Consider the following 20,343-nt stretch of genomic DNA (forward strand, 5'->3'; position numbering starts at 1 on the left):
ATCGAGAGATTCATAAGAAAACGTCATCCTTTCTAGTCTAGCTTTTTTAGAAAGAATAACGTTTTTTTACACTTGGGGGTAGTGAAGATTTTTAAGTTGATGGGCATGTGACGGTACCCCTCATAAAGAAACTGTTGAAATAGCCTGTTTGTAAATGAATTGTTGCTTTCCGTGACTGGAAACTAGCACTGAAAATTTATCAACATCGATAATGATCCCTGGCACTCTTACTCCGTTTAATAAAAATATCGTTACTAATCTTTTTTCCTCTATTAATTTCTTATAAAAATTTTCTTGTGTATGCATTAATAGTTTCTTCCTCTCTTTAAATGTTCTAATCTTTTTAGAACCTTCTTATGGATGCAAAAAAACGGTATAATTATAATGTTTTCGGTATATTAAAATTTTAAGATTTTAATACTTTGTTATTCTCACACAGAGATCCCATATAAAAATAAAAGCCCTCACAATGAAGTGAAGACCTTTGTTTATTTATCATCCACCAGTATGGCCGTGAGCATATTGTACGATTTTATCCCCGCTAAGAGCTTGTTGTGTATCAGTTACATTGTTAGCGTTAAACATAAATGTGAATACGGCTGTTAATCCAATTAAGCTAAACATTACTTTTTTCATTTTAAAGCCTCCTTTTCAAAGTTTTGTTCTTCTGCTTGATGACTAAGATAAAAATAATCGCTTGCTTTTGAACGGTTATTTTCTTGATGGAATAAAACCGCTAACTTTTTAGTGTATTCTTGTACATATTCATGTAGGTCTTCTTTATTAAAATAAGAAATTCCTGTTTTAATTGTCTTCTCTAATTCGTCAGCAGCGACCTTTTGATTTAATTTTTCTAAAATTAAAAAGTGATGTTCGTATTCCTCATTCTTTAGCTCTTTACAAATCTCTAAGCCTTTCACTATAAGATTAGACGTTTCTTTGGACTCACCGATTTTCATATGCTCCCTAGCTTTAATAAAGATTGCTTTATAATCTTTAGGGAGTTCTTGTATTACTTCAGAGAGGTATCGTATTGCTAGTTCAGATAAATTTTGACCTGAATACATTAAACCTAAGTTATGGCGTACAAACGTGATATTCTTTTCTTCACCAGATTTTTTGAATGTATTAATAGCTGTAATGAAATGTTCTTCAGCTTCCTCAAATTGTTTTAAATGAGTACAAGCTAATCCGATTAAATTATCACATAACCCAATATTAGTTTCATATCCTGCATGCTTTTTAAAGATATCCTTTGCTTTGGTAGCTTCTTTAATTGCAGCAAGCGGTTTATAAATATGATAATGGAAAGTTGATAATTTAAAATGGAATTCAGCATGTTCAATTTCATCAGGAATGTGTTTTAAGAGTAATTCAGCTTGATTATAATGTTCTTTTGCACATGTAAAATCACCTGTTATATTTGAATGAATAGCTTTAAAGAAGTGGTAGTAGTATTGTAAAAACTGATCTGCAGGTACACCCAATGAATCTACTTTATCAAAACTATCTTTTCCAATACTTAAACTATCAAGCATATATTGATGACGAAAGTCTAAAAGAGCATAGTATAAAAGTAGGTTTTGATCTTCTTCAATGTTATGTATTTTTTGATCAATCTCAAGTTTTAAATTATGTGCCTTTCCTACATGTCTGGCACGTATCTCTATATACCAGTCATTTAACATTTTGGTAACTTGCTCGTTCCCCTTTACTGAAACAATCATTATATATTCCCCCATCCTATAGAAGTATGCTAATGTTATATATTACCATTGTAGCAAAATCCCCTTTGTATTTAACTATTTTATATTTATTTTTCAACAAAATTCGGAAAAAACAGTTAATTAAAGTATCCTACTGTCCAGAGATAATAAAGTTGTTTAATTTACAATAAATTCATTTAAAACATAATAAAGTTATTTAAAAAATGCTGGTCATATTCTTCAACAATTGAGCCATTTAATTGAATAAGACTACACAAAAAGTCGTTTTCCCTTACGTAAGGAAAGTGACTTTTTAGCTTGATTTCCCCCTTGTTATCAAGCTATTTATTTTAAGTTCCTTTGACTAATTTTGAAAATGTTGTTGACTATTCAGTTGAACTGTATTACGTTATTATTAAGTTGAACTATATAGTCGAACTGAATAAAGGGTGAGGATATGAAACATAAATTATTACCGTTGTCTGAAACCATGCATTATATTTTATTAGCTATGCGTGAGCCACTCCATGGCTATGCCGTAATGCAGAAGATAGAAAAGATGAGTAAAGGTACTGTCATTTTAGCAGCTGGTACATTATACGGTGCGATTGAAAACTTGAATAAGCATGGTTGGATTGAACCTGTTGGAGAGTTGGGTCGAAGAAAAGTTTATATGATAACTGCAGAAGGAAGCGCCATTTTGAAAATGGAACAAAACAGGTTATTACATATTTTATCTCTGTACGAAAGAAGTGAATCTAATGAAGAAATTTAAGATATTTTTTGATATTGGAAAAGAGGAGCAATGGCTGAACGAGCAATTACAAAAGGGCTATCGTTGTACAAATATTAGTGGACTAGGAATATACACTTTCGAAAAAACCGACAAGAGATATGTGATGCGACTGGATTATCAAGATTACTTGTCAAAGAAAAAGTTTAAAGATTACAGAGGGATATATGAAGATTTCGGTTGGAACTATATAAAGGGGCCCTGGCTTAGTGGAACTCGATATTGGCAAAAAGATGATGATGATCAAAATGAAATCTTCTCGGATCGCCAATCAAAGAGCAATTATTATAAAAGATTGATGGGTTATTCATCTGGTATTGGTATACTGTTATTGCCTTATTTTCATATGCTTTACAAGAATTCAGGTTTATATTTAACTGAAGGTCTTTGGAGTATGAAAGGTGCATTGTTTTGGAAAGCATTATTATTTGAAACTCCATTTGTCCTTTTGAGGTTGCTTCCAGCCCTTATGCTTGTTTTCATTGGTATCAGCTTCTATAAAACTTATCAAAAGTATTCAATGTTAAAAGAAAAATAAACGTTTTTTAAATTTTCCAGGATCGCGCGCTATTATTGAATAAACCTTTGATTTCCAAACGACTGTATTGTTATATTTTTGAGTACAGTGAAGTATCTGATGTCGAAAATTAAATATCTATATTTTAACCCCGTCCTAAATTTAGTACGGGGTTATGCTTGTTTTAGGTATTAAAGTTAAATAACTTTATTGTCTTTATACACCTACTTATATTTGAATCATAACTCTCGCTTTAATAATTCACGCAAACGTGATACAGTTGAAGTAATTCGAATTATATCACGTTTGCGTGAAAGGAGAATGAATTAATATGAAAGCAGAACGGATTTTTGAAGGTACTAGTGCAGATGGTATATGGAATAAGGCTATATTCAAAGTAAAAGAAGGTAGCTACTATTATATATCTGAGAATAGTACGATTGAGGTAACTGACAATGAGTATCTAAACGTAGAAGTGTTAGAAGAAGTCCATCAGGGAGAGGATCATAATTTGTTTGCGCTAAAAGGAGACGAAAGAGACATGCTGCAGCAGCTAGAGATGGATGGATTTAATTTTGAAGATGTTGATTGGGGAGACCTTAACCTATTGGATAACGAAATTATGAGTAGTACGGATGCAATAGAAGAGTGGGGAATTGAATCATCAACATTACGTAAAAGAATAAATGATTTCCCAAAAGGCTCAATCCGTAAAATTGGCACCACATATGCTGTGACTCGATTTGGAATGCGCAGTGTTTTCGGTTCGAATAAGAAATAAGTAAAAATAAAGTAGGGGAGGTAGCATTCGATGAAGAATCACACAAGGAATTCTAAGGGGCAATTACTACAAACTAATAAGAAATGGTCTCACCTAAAGCAAAAACAGCGTGAAACCATATCAATTTGGCTGAGAGAGGCTTATATAGAAAAGATTAAGGTTCATAACCGTAGATTGAAACCGAGAGAACATGAGGGTGTTTTAGAAAGAGTAATGAGTAAAATCTATGATCGTGAAATTTGGATTTCAGATTATGAAGTCGAAAAGTATTACAAAGGAAAACTAAATAAATGGTATAACAAACACATTTCATTGGAAGAAAAAAATGATAGGGATTCTTATAATTAGTTGTAAAGGTGTATGCAGAAGCTGTGATGAGCTTTATTAAAGAAGGAGATATTTTGTTATAAAGTAGCACCAACAAAACGCGAATTTCGTACGTTATCAAGACCTAAATTTAAAGAAAGCTAAAAGCGCATATTGGATAAAGTGCACTATATAATGCAGTTAAAGAATCAAATAAAAAAACAAGATAAATATTAGAGGAGAAATAAAATGAGAATGCTAAATTGTTCAAGTGTTGAAACAACAATAAAGTCACTTTCTACATTGCTTAAAACTAAGGAAGAGATTTTAAATTCATTTATAGATAGCAATAAATATCGAATAACTAATAATGATAGCCTATGGAAATACAATGATCTTACTATTGAAGATATACTAAATCATTTTGATTTAAATGACAATGAGATTATTCCTGATAAATTAGTTATGTTTCATTTAACCTCTGCTCTAGATGATAACAGTTTTCGAGAAAAAGGGATATTAAATTTAGAATCAGTTATTAAAGATGACATTTTTTCTGGTTTTTTAGAAGAATGCGGAATAAAAGTATGCTATCAGGATGATAACTTTCGGGGGGCACTTCATAAAGGAGTACTTATTTAACTAACATTAGTTTTTATAATTTCTTTGTTATTAGATTTGTTTATAGTTGGTCCAATCGCAAAGAAAATTGCATTTTTGTTACCTTACGATAAATCTAAGGGGAAATTAGTAGATCTATCTATTTCATTCTTTATGGTAGTTGGTAGGGTTCTCTTTACGTCTATTTATGGGATAGCGAATGCCCATTTTTCTAATGGTTTAGGTGAAAGGTCATTAATTGATCTTTACTACTCAATAGTTTTCAAAAACTTCATTTTTGCTTTCCCAGTCCAACTATTAATTATGGGAGCATTTGTTCAATATTTATTTATTAAATTTTTCAAGTGTGAAACCAAAATTTGATCTAGTAGTATTAAATAAAGTGGATTTAAGTAATGTGTACATATGAATTACTCGTATTAGCTTAGAAATTAATGTTGTCTTTGGTTAATAAACTAAACATCAGACCGAACTGTATATTCAGTTCACGTATTTAAAGAAATTTAATGATAAGGTCATCCATAAAAAAAGATAATCGTCTTAAAATTGTAATCTCTAAGACTTTTTTTTTATAATCTATTTACATTTGGATTTTTTGTAGCAATGGAACAGATGACACAACACAAGCATTAACGGACATCACAATACCTGAAATGGGTCTTTCATGTCCGCTAACATATATTGTTGAATTGTTCATTATATTGGTTTACTGATAATACGTAGATTAAAATTCACAGCATATATTTCGAAAAAAGATTGAGCGGAACATTACAGGTTTGTAATGTTAATGTAAGAAAGTTGGATGGTAAGCTATATAGTTTTAAGTCATACTTAAGAAGCTGGCTTAATGATGGATGTTTAATCAATACAAAAGGAGAAGTGTTTTTATGAAATGGTTTTTTAGAGCTTTTATGGTTTTAGTAGTAATTTGCGGTGGTGCTTTTTATTATCTTACCTCTAGCAATGGATATTATTCAACGAAAGAGTATTACGTGAAGATGATAGCCGATCCTATAGTTGAAAGAGACAGATTAAGTAGTGGTGAAATGAGCACAAACAAAGTTTATAACGTGACAGGGTACGATAAAGAAGGAAAAGAAAGAAAGCTTCGAATTCCATCAAATGATGTTTTTGAGAAAAATCAATATTATATTATACATTGGGAAGATAGAAGAGGCATTATTTCTAAGAAAGAAAAAGTCGATAAAACTAAGATTGACAAAGCAATCTTAGAAAAATTAGATGCTGTTTTATAAAGTGTTATAAGCTAGCGAGAATATGCCATTAATCTTAACAAAATTAGACCGAACCGTCCGGTTCGGTCGACCTATAATTTAATTAGAGGAGGAAATCATGAATTCCATAATAAATTCAAAAAATAGAATCATATCACTTGATATTATTCGTGGATTCGCATTGTTAGGTATTTTATTTATTAACATACCAGCATTTCAAATAGTAGTCGAGGGGTCTTCAGCATCTACGAATTATAGTGGTATAGATGAAGTCATTCGTATATTAATTGATGTGATAATTACAAAGAAGTTCTTTTCTATTTTTTCATTTTTATTTGGGGTAGGCTTTTATATTTTTGCTTCAAATGCTGAGAAGCGTGGTGATAATCCTAAAAGACGATTTGCTAGACGTTTAGGAACACTTTTTATTATAAGTCTTTTCCATATTTTTATATTCTTTGGGAGTATTTTACCTGCTTATGCATGTATCGGTTTATTACTAATCCCATTTTATCATGCAAGTTTATCTACGATAGCTAAGTGGCTAGGCGGGATTGCTAGTGCTTATTTATTTTGTATCGTGATACAACTTGTAAATATTAAAAATGAAATGGTTACTTCAATCGCAATATCTATGACAACAGATTCGACTTTAATTTTCTTGATGTTCTTAGCTGGCTTTGGGGTATCTAAAGCAGGGTGGATACGAAGAATTGGGGAATTTAAAAAACAAATTATGAGAATGCAATTGGCGATGTTACCGTTAGTCATTGGTGGTTCTGTCTGGATTTGGCTAGCATCTAGTGCAAACAGTGATCAAGTATCCCTAATTATTAAACTAAGTAGTATTCCAACAGTTGTTTTGTATTTAAGTACGATGTTTTTATTGTTAGAAAATAAAACAATTGCTAAGTTGTTTACACCTATTGCCTCTGTAGGAAAAATGGCTCTTACAAATTATGTAGCACAAAGTATTATTGCCAAAGTGATATTTTCATTTGCAAATATTGAAATTGTATCACCAACACAAACTATTTGGATAGCGTTACTTATTTTTACTATCCAAATTATATATACTTCGATTTGGTTTAAATTCTTTAAAATGGGACCGTTAGAGAAAATGTGGCGAACTATGACATATGGAAAGAAAAAAGCATAATCATTTTAAAATTAGTAGAGTGTTTTGAATAAAATTAAATACCTGGAGGGGTTTAAATGAATAAAGCAGTTGTAAAAGTTGAAAATGTGAAAAAAACGTATGGAAAACAAGGTGAAAATCAATCGCATGCTTTAAATAATGTTTCATTCTCGGTAAGAGAAGGAGAGTTTGTTGGAATTATGGGGCCGTCTGGTTCAGGGAAAACAACTTTGCTAAATGTTATTTCAACATTAGATAAGGCGACAGATGGTGTAATTGAAATTGCAGGTACGGATATTACAAAAATGAAACAGGATGAGCTTTCTGATTTTCGTTCTCAAAAATTAGGATTTATATTCCAAGATTTTAATCTGTTGGAAAACTTATCTGTGTATGAGAATATTGCTCTCCCCTTATCACTTCAAGGTGTTCCATCACGAAATATTAAACCAAAGGTAGAGAAAGTAGCGGAAATGTTAGATATTTCATCAATTCTTCCAAAGTATCCCGCGGAAGTGTCTGGAGGGCAAAAACAGCTTACTGCTGCAGCACGTGCGCTTGTACACGAGCCAGCAATTATTTTAGGGGATGAGCCAACAGGAGCACTCGATTCCAAAAATGCGAAAAGTTTACTTGAGGCGATGAAAAACCTAAATAGAAAGCAAAATGTATCTATTATGATGGTTACTCATGATCCTTATAGTGCGAGCTATTGTGAACGGATTTTATTTATTAAAGACGGAGGGTTATATAAAGAATTACATCGTACGAGTGATCGTGAAATATTTTATAAAGAAATTTTAAATGTTATGGCAAACATGGATACGAAACAAATATAAGAGAGGAAGTTCAATGATGTTATTCAAATTAGCTATTGGGGCTATCCAAAGCAAGAAGAAAGATTATGGCATCTTGCTGACGGGATTAATTATAGCCATTTCTATTTTTTATATGTTCCAAACATTAGGAACTAATGAAGTGTTTTTGAAAGAAAATAATTCAATCGGTGCGATTTTATTTATATTTAAAGCAGGCTCATTTTTAGTTGGGACTGTGACATTTTTCTATATTCTATATGCTAATTCATTTCTATTTTCTCTACGTCAAAGGGAATTTGGAATGTACATGATGTTAGGGGCAAAACGGGATAAAGTTGTAACCCTTATGTTTATGGAGACGATGGGGTTAGGAATTGCATCTCTTGTAATTGGGGGATTAGTTGGAATCGTTCTCTCGCATACGACAGGCAAATTGCTTATGACACAACTTGCATTTGATGCAGTTGGATATAATGCATTTCATCTAACAGCATTAAAAACAACTTGTACATTTTTCTTAACCATCTTTTTTATTAATGCGGTTATCAATGGCTTTAAATTATCAAATACTTCGGTATTGCAACTAGTGCATGGAAATGCAAAAACGGATCAAGTAAAGGTAGGAGGAATAAAAACGGCAGTACTTGCAGTATTTGCCTTGATTTTATTAGCGGTTGGGTATTTTGCCATGATTAATATGTGGAGGTTAAAGGTTATCGGCATAGTCGTATCTTTAATCACTGTAACATCAGGAACGTATATGTTATTTGGAGCTGTATTACCGCTTATCGTAAAAATGATTAAATCTAATAAGAAGTTTAATGAAAAAGGAATTAACGCTTTTACATTTGCTCAATTAAACTATCGGATTAGTAATCTAACGAAAGTCTTAGCTACGATTACAATGCTAGTAGCATTAGGTGCTGGAGCAATATCTGGAGGGATGGCTTTTAAAAATAATATTCCATTCCAATTAGATAAATTTACCCATTATGATGTTACTATTCATAATCCAACAGCTGAGGAAAAGAAAATATTAAGTGATATTAAATTTACAGAAACAAGAGAATATCGCTATAAAGTAGATGAGAAGTTCGTTTATTTCGTTAAGGAAGATTTAGAAAAGGATCCTTTATTAATAGAAAATGATACGGTTGGACAAAAAAAGCTAATACGTAATACAGAGGAACTACCTTTAAACTCTCTATTAGGGGGAGATACAAAAGATGGAGACGCTATGAAAGAAATGTCTCCAAAATGGAAAAAGAGCTTTGAGGTAATCGTGCCTTATTACGTAGCTTTTCATTTGAAGCATCCTATTAAAATTGTTGATCAAAATATGTATGAGAACATAGTAAAATCAGAGAGTGTAGCATTTATTGGGAAATCAGATGCTTACATGAAATATATGAAGGAATGGAAAGAAATTAATGATTTGCAACTAGTGAAGTATAAAGATTTAATTACTGAGTTAGAAAAGGAAGTAAAGAATGCAAAATCAGTATTATTAGAATCAACAAAATACCATCTCTACACAATATATTCAGGTTTTGTAAACGGAATATTGTTTATGGCGTTTTTCCTAGGGATTGCTTTCCTAACAATGATGGCGAGTTGTCTCATGTTTAAAATATTATCAGGTGCTTCGAGCGATGTGGCGCGTTATCAAATGCTTCGTAAAATTGGAGTTCGCCGTGAATTATTAACAAAGTCAATCTATAAAGAATTATTCTTTGTCTTTGTATTCCCTGCAATTGTCGGTATTACTCATGTATTTGTTGGGATGAATATTTTTTCCGCTTACGTTGTTAATCCTTATTTAAACATATGGATGCCAATTTCTATTTTTATAATTATTTATGGGGCTTATTATATGCTGACTGTTCAATTATATAAGAGGATTGTACTGCCTCAAAAGGATTAAGATTGCCCTTTACTATGACTTATTCATAACTATTGTTGTAAACACAATTAAGAAAAAATATAAAAATAAAAGCTCCGCCCATTATAAAAATAGAGTGATCAAATGGGCGGGGGCATTTCTTTATTTGGAAAGGCGACAGCGTGTCTTTCTTCGAAGAGTGATGACCTGTTTGAGCGATGTTTAGGATAAGATAAAAGTATTATTTAGAATAAGAAGTAAGCAAATGTTTTACTTGCTCAATAAAATAATAGTGGTGAATATTATCATTACATACTTGACTAGCCATAATAACTCCCTCCATTGATGATGCAAGAAAGGAAGCTAGCGATAAAGTGTCTATATCTGCCATGAATTCTTTTTTCTCTATCCCTTCTTTTATAAGGGATTCCAGTAGTATTACTGTATCATTATAGCCTTTTTTAGTAGCGTTTTGTAACTCTGGGAATAGACCTCTACTTTCAACTGCATTATTAAGTAAAGGGCATCCGCCAGGAATTGGTGGATTATTGGCAGCATCTTGGTATACAAGGAAAATTGCAATAATTTTATCGACTGCATGCTCTTTATTTTCCATTGCTTTATAAAAATGTTTCCACATGATTTCCGTGCTTCTTTTAAATGAAGCAAGTACAATCTCTTCTTTGTTTTTATTATAAAATCACTATGAAGGTTAAGGAGTTAACTAGTAAATAATATATATTTACTAATAAATTATAAAAAATATAAGTATAAGTAAATAGAGAAGAATGTGCAATTATTAACTATCTTTATTCAAATTGTCTACGTTCTAGACGATCAACAGCCTCACGTTTCTTTTCATTATTAATATTTGTATAGATACTAGTAACTTCTACAGAAGTGTGACCAAGTTGATCTCGAAGTAATACAAGGTCCTTGTTTTCCTTATAATGATTTGTAGCATATGTGTGTCGTAGTTTATGAGGGCTACGCTTCTCATCAAATGCACTTGAATATTTGTCACATAACTTCTGTATAGCTCTAACAGTTAACTGCGTATATTTCCCTTTATAATTTGTTACGAAGAGTAAGTCTTCATCTTGGGGGCAGTTATATTTACTAAGACGAACTTTAATATATTCCTGAACATCATCTAAGCAAGAGTGAGTAGCTAATATGGAGGATCTTTTATTGCCTTTACGCGTCACTTTTACTTTCCCTTGACGGAAGTTTATACTAGATATAGTAAGACTAACTACCTCGGAAACTCGAAGCCCAGTGCCTAAAATGAGGCTTATAATGGCTATATCCCTTTCTTTATCACGCTGAAAAAAACTATATTTTTTTGGTGATATATCTTTCAACATTTCACCATAATCATTTGCTAGAAATTGAAGAAAAGCTACATCATCTTTTTCATTAAATATCATGTTTGCAACGTCATCTGCTCTTGCTGCTGCATCTACTTTCTCCTTATGCAGCTCAATTTTCTCCATAACATTACGCGAGATGTAATTTTTCCCGTATTCATTTTCTTTATTCTGAGCTAAATACTTGAATAGGGATTTTTAAGCAGAGAAAGTTCTATTAATAGCTTTTGTTTCAATGCCTTCTCCCTGAAGATACCTTTGAAAAGGTTTCACATCATTTAAAGGTAAAGTTTCCAGTATTGTAATTAGGACGTCACATATTTTTGTAACTACCTTGCCAATATCAACAGCAAGTGAATTATCAATAAGCCATGTTAGAAATTTTTCAAATTCAGTTGTGTAAGCATATAAAGTAGCAGGGGAAAGATGCGTTTTCTCTTCTAGGTGGGGTACAACCGAGATTCGTGTAATTTTGAGTACCATTCTTACTTTTATTTCCAAACCTAGTTTAAAATCAGGTTTTTATTTGGGTCTACTACGTACCTTCTATGGGAAACACAGGAATATATAAAGAATGTTGTGAAGGTTTTAAATAAATTTGATAAAATAGAGTGCTAACATTCCCAAAAATCAAATAAAATTTTATATATACAAAATATTTACAATAATGTAAAATATGTTACAGTTGAGCTGTAAGTTATAAAATTATTAAGGGGGTATTTTTATGTTCAAGAAACTAGTGGTTGGAGCATTAGCAGCTGGTATTGTGTTAACAGGAGGAATTGGGGCGGCATCGGCAGAAGAATTAACAAGTACAAAAAAAGCGGAAAGCTTAAATGTAACATGTGGTGAGATTTACGAACTTAATGATGGTTTGTATGCAAAATATGTTTGTCATCCGAGTGGTGTTTATGCCAATTCTTTCGAAGAACCTACAAAATATGGGAAAATGAAATGGTATTTGAAGAATATAATTGATGGTAAGGGTTATTATCAAGGAAGAGTAGTAAAGTAGACAGCTTTTAAAAAAGACTACGCAGCCATTGAGATTCGATATTCAATCGGAGCTCGATGGCTGCGTAGTTTTTGGAATCGTTTGTAGTTATAATGATAGATATATGTTTCAATTGCTTGAATCAATTCTCCTTTTGTTTGGTAATAATTGAGATAAAACATTTCAGATTTAAAATGAGAGAAGAATGATTCAATACAAGCATTGTCATGGCAGTTTCCTTTGCGAGAGTGGCTGCCAATGGCACCTAGCTGTTGAAGCGTACGATGATAAGCATGAGATGTGTATTGGAATCCTTGATCTGATTGGATGATGGTTCCATAAACATCTCTTTTTTTGGTTGCTAAATCAAGTGTTTTGAGAACAAGTTGTAAATCATTGCTATGTGATAATTTCCAAGCAACAATTTCATTATTGTAAATGTCTTGGACGACCGATAAATAGAGGAAATCATCTTTGAATGGCAAGTAAGTGACAATTTAACGGTTCTCTGACGGAAATTAATACTAGAATAGAAATAGTAAGACTAGCTACCTCAGAAACTCGAAGGCCAGTACCTAAAATGAGGCCTATGATGGCTATATCTCTTTCCTTATACCGCTGAAAAAAACTATATTTTTGTGGTGATATACTTGGTACTCGTTTAAAAGCCTAAATAGATATAATAAAAAAGAGAATAAGTGCAGTGAAAATATGACTAAATATAAATAATACACTTTCATTTGCAACTGAATGGGAAGATCTAGAATTATAACGAATTAATTTTTTTATTATTAAACCATATGTCATAGAAACTAAAATGAGTAGAAATAATAGCCAAAAAAATTGCAGCCTATTATAACCTATTGATGTTGCAGTAATAATAGCAGGTTTTATAGCGATGAAATAAATTGTTAAATATATAAAAAAACTTAGAGTACAATATAATGAAAAATTTAACAAGTTTCTGTACAGATAACTTCCCCCTCTTTACTGAAATACTCATGATAAATTCCTGCCTCTCATAGAAGTATCCTAATCCTATTTATTACCATCATAGCAAACTAGCAACATTATTTGAGTGATTTTAATTTATTTTTAAATAAAATCAATTAATAGTGAATTTCTTTATGCGGCCACACATCCATTAAGAAAAGTCTATATAATTCTATTAACTATATCTAATTTTAATTACAGAATATTAAAATATTATTTTATCAAATTTAAATAACTAACATTATTTGTAAAATGTGTTAAGGTTGCTTTGTGAACAGAAAAAATTATTAAGGGGGATTTTTATTATGTAGAAAATGTTAGTTATTCCAGCAATCACTTTAGCTTTAACAGGTATGGGAGAAAGCATATCATTTGCAAGTAATAGAAATGTAAGCGCTAACAATCAGAAGCAGTATTTTTAATAAAAATAGGTAGAGAAAGGAATTTTAGTATGAAAGTATTTAAAAAGTTAGTCCCAACAGCATTATCCCTATTCATAATTTCTAGTTCTTATAGTGCTGCTCAGGCAGAAACTGATTCTTTTGAGGATAATAAAGGTAAAAATGCTAATTTTAGTGTTTTAACTGAAGTTCAAAACAACCGATCTAGTAAATCTCTTCTGAGACCATCTTATGATTTAGACGATGTTATTTCCTACCCAAAAGATTACACTAATGTATCAAGATCTTTAGAGTTTGAGGATAATACGAAATGGCCCCTATTTGTTAGTAATAGTCCTGAAATGTTTAATCGTCAGGGTATTTTAGCTTATAGTACGGAAGTAAATCGGACTGGTAAGTTTCGTATTTATTGGGCACACCAAAACTATAATGATTCAGAAAATTACGTTGGTTTCTATATCAAGAATACGTCTGGGAAAAAGATAAATGTCAACTTCAAAAAACGTGCTCACGTAGAAAGTCGTGATGGTGCCAAATTAGGACAAGAAGTCTTCCAAAAATATTTAGAGTCTAGCCACAAGACTTATAAGTATGCGACATTATCAAAAAATCAATCCACGTATGTTGGGTTTCCGGTAACAAAAAGATATTATGGATCGGGTATGTATGATATTACGATTACTGACGAAAATGATGATTATGTAACAGGTGGAATTGAACTAAAGACTTATGCGACCTATGATGGCAAAGGAGATCCAAGTCGTGTGATTAAAGAGAATACAGTGCTGAAAGACGATGGACATCAAATAAGAGGGTTATTTCCTACTGCTATAAAGTCATTTAAATGGAGAGCATATGCAGGTGAGCAAATTAGCTTTAGCCCTAGTTATACACACGTTAAAAACAATAACTTAAATTCACCTTGGAAGATTCCTGACAATGATATCTCTAAAGGTATAGATGAAGCATCTAATAATAAAACGGTATATAACTACGGAAATTATGGTATGACTTATGAAATTGGAATAAAACCAAGGGAAGATGTCCAAATTGTATTTGCTCCTAATCTTTCTGAGGATCAACGTACAACGCGAAAAGAACATTATTTGGCTTTAGACGCTGACGATAGAGGTGTTTTAATAAATACAGTTAGAGAAGATGATGGCTGGGTTGTATTAAATGCTAAAAGTGATAAAAGTTATTATCTAACTACTTCCCTACCAGGATACCATTGGGCACCTTTACGTATAGCAGCTATTCCTAAATAAAATAAAAAACGTTGATAATTAAAAAAAAGCAGAGTTAATAGTATTCTGTTCATAGGTTATCAAAAAATCCCCATACAATGTGCTTATTTATTAACTTTTTTCTAAGGAATTTAGGCGATATTTAGTAATTCTGGTTCTGCTGCAAAGTTTTCTACATGAAGCTACACTCTAGAAAACAGGATTTAGGAGAATCAGACATGAGATATTTTAAAGGAAGAAATAAAATATAAATAAAGGCGTTTACTTAACGTCCTTATTTCATATTAATTTTATATAAAGTAATAACGTTATTTTTATGAGTTAGGAGAAATGAGATATGGGGACTAAACGACAAAATCTGAAGTTATTGGAGCTTCTAGCACTATGACACCACTTATTCTAAGTGTGATAACGATAATTGTAAAACCTGAAGATGAATCCTTTCAAAAAGGATTCATCTTCAGGTTTTTTTTCATCTTTCTAGCTTGAGTAAAAGGGGGATCATGAGTTTTTTTAGTGTATCCATGGCTGAATACACTATAGATTGATTTATCCTATGTGCATTTAAACCTATTTCCATTCTATACAAATAACTTCTTTATATATTTATATACAAATATTAGTAGCTGAAAGGTGCTTTGTAAATACAAATTTATGGAAATATTAATATCAAAACCTTTGAAATATAAACCCTTAATAGACATTCTTATAAGTATTTTAGTAATTGAATAATTTCATTTTTAAACTCTGGACTTGCTAATTTCAATAATTTAGGGACCTCTCTAAAATGTTTTACAAGGGCTCTATTGATTTTATTAGAGTAATTTTTTTTGTCACCTGTGAGCAGGTCTACAATGTCGTTTTTTAATGAAGTACTCACTTTTCCCCATAAAAATTCTGATTCTGCCTTGTGTTTATCAATAAATATTTTCACCTGATTAATAAAAGGATCATTTTTATGCTGAATAGCATCTTGTAACTGTGTAATTGTCATCACTTCTGCTTGAAGAGATTGGTTCAAAGGAGCTGGATTAGCATTCTCGGCAGCACTTACACTTGTTGCGAAAACTCCAATACCACTACATCCAATCATACTGGCCAACGCGATTCCTGTACATTGTTTTACAAATGATTTTGGTTTTCTTGCTTTCATAATAAATCTGCCTCCTATATTGATAATTTGTCTTACAGGTAAATGTTACCATATAAATTGATAGCTTGCGCATGTCGAATGTTACAATACAGTTAAATATAAGAATTTTATAATGAATTATTATAACTTCAATTGGAAACAGTGGTTTTGAAATTGAGTCATTTTATAGGATTCTGGTGCAAAAACTTCAGGATAATTACAATAAATCTATAAAACTTGGACATACTGATACTATTACTCTAGAAAGGGTGTGTGATTCGTATGGAAAAGGAAAGTTTGTTCAAATGGAAGCTTTATCAACCAAACATTATTTTGTTAACAGTGAGATGGTACCTGCGGTACAACTTGAGTTTTCGTAATGTAGTGGAAAGGATGAAAGAGCGCGGTTTATCGATTGCTCAGACAACGATTATGCGTTGGGTTCATCAATATGGACCGGAATTAGATGAAAGAGTACGGCGTCATCTTAAGACAACAAATGACTCCTGGAAAGTCGATGAAACATATATCAAAATAAAAGGTCAATGTATGTATCTATATCGTGCAGTGTATTCCAAAGGAAGCACGATTGATTTTTATCTCAGTGAAACAAGAGACACAAAGGCTGCAAAGCGCTTCTTCAAGAAAGCTTTGCGGTCTTTTCATGTTTCTAAACCTCGCGTCATTACGGTGGATAAGAATCCAGCTTATCCTATAGCAATTGAACAGTTGAAAAAGGAGAAAAGCATACCTGACGGTATGCAACTTAGACAACAGAAATACTTGAATAACATAGTGGAACAAGATCATCGTTTTATCAAGAAGCGAGTTCGTTCTATGTTAGGATTGAAGTCACTTCGTACAGCTACTTTAATTTTAAATGGCATCGAAGCTATGCATATGATGAAAAAAGGGCAACTTCACTAAAGGGTGAAATCTGCCCGAAATGAAGCTGAATTCATTCATAGGTTGTTTGGATTAGCTGTTTAATCTCCCTGTTAACAGGATATTGCGGTTCTATGGTTGTAGTGAAGTGTTTTTGCATCAGAACCAAAATTATTGACTCTGTATTCTTTACTTAAATTTGCTCTACACAAGTTATAAACATAAATAGTAATAAAAGAGTTATTCGTAATCTAATTTTAAGTTTGTATTTTATATTGAAAGAGTAGAGGGAAATAAGAGGTCCATATAAAGTCTAGAGAAGCTGTTAATAATAAGAAACAATTTTACATTAAAACCGTGTTTAACGTAACCAACAATTGTAGGAATCTAAAATTTCTATTTATATCCATCGAGAGAGAGTCTTTATATACCAATTATAGAAGGATTTAAATTATGTATTTTTTACATAATAAAATCAAATTTAAAACGAATAATAAATAGCTAAATAAAGTATGTAAAGGGATAAAAGTTCAACAATGCAAAATTGCTGAACTTTTATCCCTTATTCTTTCCTATTCTGCCTAAACTATCTTTAATAGTTGTTTCCCCAAGTTGTGTATATAGCAAAGCTGTATCTTGACTCGTATGCCCAAGTTGCTGCATCACTTGTAACGAGTCTTTTTCTTCCATATATAATTTATTTGCCAATGTATGTCTTAATTTATGAGGAGACATTCTTTTACCGTAGGCCTTAGTATATTTTTCTACGATATCTTGGATAGCCCTAACCGAAAGAGGCTGTGCAGTATGTTTATACTTCGATAAAAACACATTTTTTAATTCTTTCCCTGGAGCATATTTGTTATCTCGAATTTCCATATATTTTTCTAGATCATTTAATGCAATTGGGGTAATCCATACAGAATCTTCTTTGTTTCCTTTTCGGATTACATCAATGAGTCTTTCTTTTAAGTTTATATCTTCCATACGAAGATCCGCCAATTCACTTACACGAATGCCACTGCCAAGAAAAAGGGAGAGGATTGCTACGTCGCGATCTTTATCTCTTAGGAAATAGAACAACTGATGTTTTGTTAAAGATTTTTCGTGCTCATACTTAACGTAATTTAGAAACTCTTGATCATCATTATTATGAAATATTTTAGATCTCATACGTTTTGCACGGGCATTTAATGTTTCTTTATCTTTATGTATTTCAATTTTAGCCATTACATTTCTATAAAAATAACATTCTCCATCTTCGTTCTCTGACAGGGAGGTAAGGTATTTAAATAAAGATTTTAAGGCTGAAATTTTCCTGTTAACAGAAGAATTCTGCATGTTCTGTTGTAGTTTTAGAAATCTCATAAAGTTTTCAACATCTTTTTTCTTTAAATTCTCCAAATCAGCGAAGGATATGTCTTTAATGGGTTTTAATTCAATAACTTGTTCAGATAATAGCCAATTAAAGAAGACTCTAAAATCATATACATAATTGAGTAGGGTAGAGGGAGAGGCATCATGCAATTCTTTGTACTCCACAAATTCTTCTATGTAAAAGGGCATTTCATTTAGATTTTCGTATAATTTTTTACGATGTACGGATTTTTGACGTTGCTTGCTGTAGTCCATAAAAATCACCTCATATATAATATAACAGAAAACAGAAGCGAACACAAGTTCGCGTTAAATTCAATTTTTACACAAACTTATTTACATAATTAAATTATGAAATACTAAAATATACACAAAATTGAATGATATAGTGTAGTTAGTCAAATGAAAATTATAGCTAACTAAGTGATAAATTTGTATAAAACCATAAAAATTAGTGTAAAAACTACATATAAATGTATGTAAAATAAAACAATTTTTTTATATAAATTCATACAAAAAAATCAATATATGAAAACAGTTTAAAATTCGTTATCTAACATGAATTGGCTAATTTAATCATGATTATGAGGGGTTAATTAGATCAACTTAAGAAAAAATCTTATAAATTAAAATGTAATCTACCATAAAAAATATTAATAACTAACTTAGCATTTTATGATTTCTATATAAAGCATGAATTATATAGACACATACTAATATACAGAGATTCATGCTATCGAGCTCGAAATCCCTAAATACTGTATTTGATTTTAAATTATACATCTTATTGTTCGTAAAATTGGTATTTCGTGCGAACTTTTGTTTATTTTTTAGAATAATAATTACACCCTTCTATTATGAAACTACACTGTATTCACATTTAAAAAGTTTAAACATTTCACAATGATCTATTATTAACTAATGGCTTAGAGTGTCTACTATATCGATACATTTTTATAATCTAAGCTTTCACTTAACCTTTTCTAATATTATTCATACGTTAATTTTGAAAAGCTCATTATTTGAACGAAAAGTTTATGTCAGAAACAACCAACTTTTTGTTTTTAAAAAAGGATGTAGATAATTCGAATCTTCACTGATTCCAATTATTCTCTCTTTATATTAAAAATACCCTTTAGAATAGATTATTCTCATTTTCTATAGGGTATTTTTTTATATGAATTCTCTTATCTTATATTGATTTTGCCTTATACGAAAGAAAAACACACATTTATATAGTATAACTTCTTTTTTATTAAGATATTTTATTAAAGATCGCCATTTGTTTTAACTAGTTTGTCTTCAACGATTCTAACCATTGAACCATTTGCAACTTCATTTCTTATATGACTACTATACTGATTAATACTCCAGGAATAATTGTTGTAAGCGATCGTTCTACCAACTTCATTATTATACAAGTCCATTTCCTTATCAACGCCACTAGAATATTGCTCATGGGCATCTGTCCAAACTTTTGCTCTTGCAACACCCACATCACGACCTTTAATAGCACCTAATTCTTTAGCAAGGGCTGCATTCCAAAAAGAGTGCCTAAAAGCATCACCATTTCCTTGATAAAGAGTTGGGTTGCTGTAGTATTTCTCTGAAGTTGTCTTCGCTAAAACGGAACAAGCCCCATAAGTTACGAATTCGAATGGATTTTTCTTGGCCAAATCAACTTCAGCATTAGTTAATGTTCCAAATCCAGGTATTTGAAATGAATATGCGGAGCGAAGTGATACTGATTGATTATTTTTAATCTTTTCAGCTACAATTCGATTTAGTTCGTCTTCGGATTTACTGACAGTAATGTTTTTCACTTCTTGATATATAGAATTTAAAGCAGATAGATTAATTGATTTGACTTCCTTATCAGTCAGAAATTCATTACTTTCTTTGGTATCAATATAATTCAATACTCGTCCTTCTGTAGGTTTGTGGGACGAAATTGATTGTACTTTAGTAATATCCCCTTCATCTGCATAAGAATTACTTGGTAGAATCCCTGCACCTAATAATCCCATAGTTAATGCTGTGACCCCATGCCCATCAACTTAAGAGTGAGCACAACCTGAGCTTTCGACTCATCGGATCAAAACATTCCTAAAATAAAAGCATACTCTTAAAAATAAGCATCTCAAATA

General features: G+C 31.4%; 19 protein-coding genes and 4 pseudogenes. 12 read left to right on the plus strand and 11 right to left on the minus strand.

Going from position 1 to position 20,343, the window contains the following annotated elements; all coding sequences use genetic code 11:
- Positions 1-120 precede the first annotated feature (120 nt).
- The 3 genes from hfq to MR168_RS25385 form a co-directional block, all read right to left on the minus strand.
- Entirely contained in the window at positions 121-306 is a 186-nt protein-coding gene (gene hfq / locus MR168_RS25375) for an RNA chaperone Hfq (protein WP_086411888.1), read from the minus strand.
- 189 nt (positions 307-495) lie between these two features.
- Positions 496-636 (minus strand): hypothetical protein, encoded by a 141-nt coding sequence (locus MR168_RS25380; RefSeq protein ID WP_000757390.1) that lies wholly within the window; start codon positions 634-636, stop codon positions 496-498.
- Positions 633-1,727, minus strand: coding sequence for a Rap family tetratricopeptide repeat protein (locus MR168_RS25385; RefSeq protein WP_086411887.1), 1,095 nt, complete (start codon positions 1,725-1,727; stop codon positions 633-635). The genes MR168_RS25380 and MR168_RS25385 overlap by 4 nt, the downstream gene beginning before the upstream one ends.
- A gap of 436 nt (positions 1,728-2,163) precedes the next feature.
- Between MR168_RS25385 and MR168_RS25390 the strand changes: the two genes are divergently transcribed.
- From MR168_RS25390 to MR168_RS25430, 9 genes are all read left to right on the plus strand, one after another.
- Positions 2,164-2,481: a PadR family transcriptional regulator gene (locus MR168_RS25390; RefSeq protein ID WP_086411886.1), complete on the plus strand. Its 318-nt coding sequence runs from the start codon at positions 2,164-2,166 to the stop codon at positions 2,479-2,481.
- Positions 2,468-3,037 carry a DUF2812 domain-containing protein gene (locus MR168_RS25395; RefSeq protein ID WP_086411885.1) on the plus strand — a complete coding sequence of 190 codons (570 nt, stop codon included), beginning with the start codon at positions 2,468-2,470 and terminating at the stop codon, positions 3,035-3,037. The genes MR168_RS25390 and MR168_RS25395 overlap by 14 nt, the downstream gene beginning before the upstream one ends.
- Before the next feature lie 310 nt (positions 3,038-3,347).
- Positions 3,348-3,797: a helix-turn-helix domain-containing protein gene (locus MR168_RS25400; protein WP_086411884.1), complete on the plus strand. Its 450-nt coding sequence runs from the start codon at positions 3,348-3,350 to the stop codon at positions 3,795-3,797.
- A gap of 30 nt (positions 3,798-3,827) precedes the next feature.
- Positions 3,828-4,145 carry a transposase gene (locus MR168_RS25405; RefSeq protein ID WP_242291578.1) on the plus strand — a complete coding sequence of 106 codons (318 nt, stop codon included), beginning with the start codon at positions 3,828-3,830 and terminating at the stop codon, positions 4,143-4,145.
- Between the two features lie 207 nt (positions 4,146-4,352).
- The gene (locus MR168_RS25410; protein ID WP_228497306.1) at positions 4,353-4,745 is read left to right on the plus strand and encodes a hypothetical protein; all 393 of its coding nucleotides are present in this window, start codon (positions 4,353-4,355) and stop codon (positions 4,743-4,745) included.
- Positions 4,746-5,611: 866 nt separating this feature from the next.
- On the plus strand, positions 5,612-5,980 hold the full coding sequence (locus MR168_RS25415; protein ID WP_086411882.1) for a YxeA family protein: 369 nt from the start codon (positions 5,612-5,614) through the stop codon (positions 5,978-5,980).
- Between the two features lie 97 nt (positions 5,981-6,077).
- Positions 6,078-7,118: a DUF418 domain-containing protein gene (locus MR168_RS25420; RefSeq protein ID WP_001084461.1), complete on the plus strand. Its 1,041-nt coding sequence runs from the start codon at positions 6,078-6,080 to the stop codon at positions 7,116-7,118.
- Between the two features lie 56 nt (positions 7,119-7,174).
- The gene (locus MR168_RS25425; RefSeq protein WP_086411881.1) at positions 7,175-7,936 is read left to right on the plus strand and encodes an ABC transporter ATP-binding protein; all 762 of its coding nucleotides are present in this window, start codon (positions 7,175-7,177) and stop codon (positions 7,934-7,936) included.
- Between the two features lie 16 nt (positions 7,937-7,952).
- Entirely contained in the window at positions 7,953-9,839 is a 1,887-nt protein-coding gene (locus MR168_RS25430; RefSeq protein ID WP_242291579.1) for an ABC transporter permease, read from the plus strand.
- Between the two features lie 199 nt (positions 9,840-10,038).
- Here the strand turns inward: MR168_RS25430 and MR168_RS25435 are convergent.
- Both MR168_RS25435 and xerS (MR168_RS25440) read right to left on the minus strand, forming a co-directional pair.
- Positions 10,039-10,488: pseudogene (locus MR168_RS25435) on the minus strand (TetR family transcriptional regulator C-terminal domain-containing protein); the annotation flags it as partial.
- A gap of 118 nt (positions 10,489-10,606) precedes the next feature.
- Positions 10,607-11,608 (minus strand): annotated as a pseudogene (gene xerS / locus MR168_RS25440) (tyrosine recombinase XerS); the annotation flags it as partial.
- 283 nt (positions 11,609-11,891) lie between these two features.
- Between xerS (MR168_RS25440) and MR168_RS25445 the strand changes: the two are divergent.
- Positions 11,892-12,182, plus strand: coding sequence for a hypothetical protein (locus MR168_RS25445; protein ID WP_000473808.1), 291 nt, complete (start codon positions 11,892-11,894; stop codon positions 12,180-12,182).
- Between the two features lie 17 nt (positions 12,183-12,199).
- Here MR168_RS25445 and MR168_RS25450 read toward each other — a convergent pair whose 3' ends face one another.
- The 3 genes and pseudogenes from MR168_RS25450 to MR168_RS33745 all read right to left on the minus strand — a co-directional run bounded on the left by MR168_RS25450 (position 12,200) and on the right by MR168_RS33745 (position 13,133).
- Entirely contained in the window at positions 12,200-12,646 is a 447-nt protein-coding gene (locus MR168_RS25450; protein ID WP_153579093.1) for a DDE-type integrase/transposase/recombinase, read from the minus strand.
- A gap of 5 nt (positions 12,647-12,651) precedes the next feature.
- Positions 12,652-12,809 (minus strand): annotated as a pseudogene (locus MR168_RS25455) (tyrosine-type recombinase/integrase); the annotation flags it as partial.
- A gap of 21 nt (positions 12,810-12,830) precedes the next feature.
- Entirely contained in the window at positions 12,831-13,133 is a 303-nt protein-coding gene (locus MR168_RS33745; protein WP_348980678.1) for a hypothetical protein, read from the minus strand.
- 472 nt (positions 13,134-13,605) lie between these two features.
- Between MR168_RS33745 and MR168_RS25460 the strand changes: the two genes are divergently transcribed.
- Positions 13,606-14,823 carry a hypothetical protein gene (locus MR168_RS25460; RefSeq protein WP_086411877.1) on the plus strand — a complete coding sequence of 406 codons (1,218 nt, stop codon included), beginning with the start codon at positions 13,606-13,608 and terminating at the stop codon, positions 14,821-14,823.
- A gap of 685 nt (positions 14,824-15,508) precedes the next feature.
- On the opposite strand, the gene MR168_RS25465 is transcribed toward MR168_RS25460, so the two are convergent.
- Entirely contained in the window at positions 15,509-15,955 is a 447-nt protein-coding gene (locus MR168_RS25465) for a hypothetical protein (RefSeq protein WP_086411876.1), read from the minus strand.
- A gap of 261 nt (positions 15,956-16,216) precedes the next feature.
- Between MR168_RS25465 and MR168_RS25470 the strand changes: the two are divergent.
- Positions 16,217-16,858, plus strand: a pseudogene (locus MR168_RS25470) (IS6 family transposase); the annotation flags it as partial.
- Positions 16,859-17,374: 516 nt separating this feature from the next.
- Here the strand turns inward: MR168_RS25470 and xerS (MR168_RS25475) are convergent.
- On the minus strand, positions 17,375-18,451 hold the full coding sequence (xerS, locus tag MR168_RS25475; protein ID WP_086412521.1) for a tyrosine recombinase XerS: 1,077 nt from the start codon (positions 18,449-18,451) through the stop codon (positions 17,375-17,377).
- Between the two features lie 1,013 nt (positions 18,452-19,464).
- Entirely contained in the window at positions 19,465-20,223 is a 759-nt protein-coding gene (locus MR168_RS25480) for a DUF6973 domain-containing protein (RefSeq protein WP_242291580.1), read from the minus strand.
- Positions 20,224-20,343: the final 120 nt, after the last annotated feature.

This window comes from Bacillus cereus group sp. BfR-BA-01356, assembly GCF_022663635.1.
Taxonomy (GTDB): Bacteria; Bacillota; Bacilli; order Bacillales; family Bacillaceae_G; genus Bacillus_A; species Bacillus_A cereus.

Bases quoted from the DNA above. Each gene is read 5' to 3' on its own strand.
- hfq (WP_086411888.1), bottom strand. From the start codon at position 306: ATGCATACACAAGAAAATTTTTATAAGAAATTAATAGAGGAAAAAAGA.
- MR168_RS25380 (WP_000757390.1), bottom strand. From the start codon at position 636: ATGAAAAAAGTAATGTTTAGCTTAATTGGATTAACAGCCGTATTCACA.
- MR168_RS25385 (WP_086411887.1), bottom strand. From the start codon at position 1,727: ATGATTGTTTCAGTAAAGGGGAACGAGCAAGTTACCAAAATGTTAAAT.
- MR168_RS25390 (WP_086411886.1), top strand. From the start codon at position 2,164: ATGAAACATAAATTATTACCGTTGTCTGAAACCATGCATTATATTTTA.
- MR168_RS25395 (WP_086411885.1), top strand. From the start codon at position 2,468: ATGAAGAAATTTAAGATATTTTTTGATATTGGAAAAGAGGAGCAATGG.
- MR168_RS25400 (WP_086411884.1), top strand. From the start codon at position 3,348: ATGAAAGCAGAACGGATTTTTGAAGGTACTAGTGCAGATGGTATATGG.
- MR168_RS25405 (WP_242291578.1), top strand. From the start codon at position 3,828: ATGAAGAATCACACAAGGAATTCTAAGGGGCAATTACTACAAACTAAT.
- MR168_RS25410 (WP_228497306.1), top strand. From the start codon at position 4,353: ATGAGAATGCTAAATTGTTCAAGTGTTGAAACAACAATAAAGTCACTT.
- MR168_RS25415 (WP_086411882.1), top strand. From the start codon at position 5,612: ATGAAATGGTTTTTTAGAGCTTTTATGGTTTTAGTAGTAATTTGCGGT.
- MR168_RS25420 (WP_001084461.1), top strand. From the start codon at position 6,078: ATGAATTCCATAATAAATTCAAAAAATAGAATCATATCACTTGATATT.
- MR168_RS25425 (WP_086411881.1), top strand. From the start codon at position 7,175: ATGAATAAAGCAGTTGTAAAAGTTGAAAATGTGAAAAAAACGTATGGA.
- MR168_RS25430 (WP_242291579.1), top strand. From the start codon at position 7,953: ATGTTATTCAAATTAGCTATTGGGGCTATCCAAAGCAAGAAGAAAGAT.
- MR168_RS25445 (WP_000473808.1), top strand. From the start codon at position 11,892: ATGTTCAAGAAACTAGTGGTTGGAGCATTAGCAGCTGGTATTGTGTTA.
- MR168_RS25460 (WP_086411877.1), top strand. From the start codon at position 13,606: ATGAAAGTATTTAAAAAGTTAGTCCCAACAGCATTATCCCTATTCATA.
- MR168_RS25465 (WP_086411876.1), bottom strand. From the start codon at position 15,955: ATGAAAGCAAGAAAACCAAAATCATTTGTAAAACAATGTACAGGAATC.
- xerS (WP_086412521.1), bottom strand. From the start codon at position 18,451: ATGGACTACAGCAAGCAACGTCAAAAATCCGTACATCGTAAAAAATTA.
- MR168_RS25480 (WP_242291580.1), bottom strand. From the start codon at position 20,223: ATGGGATTATTAGGTGCAGGGATTCTACCAAGTAATTCTTATGCAGAT.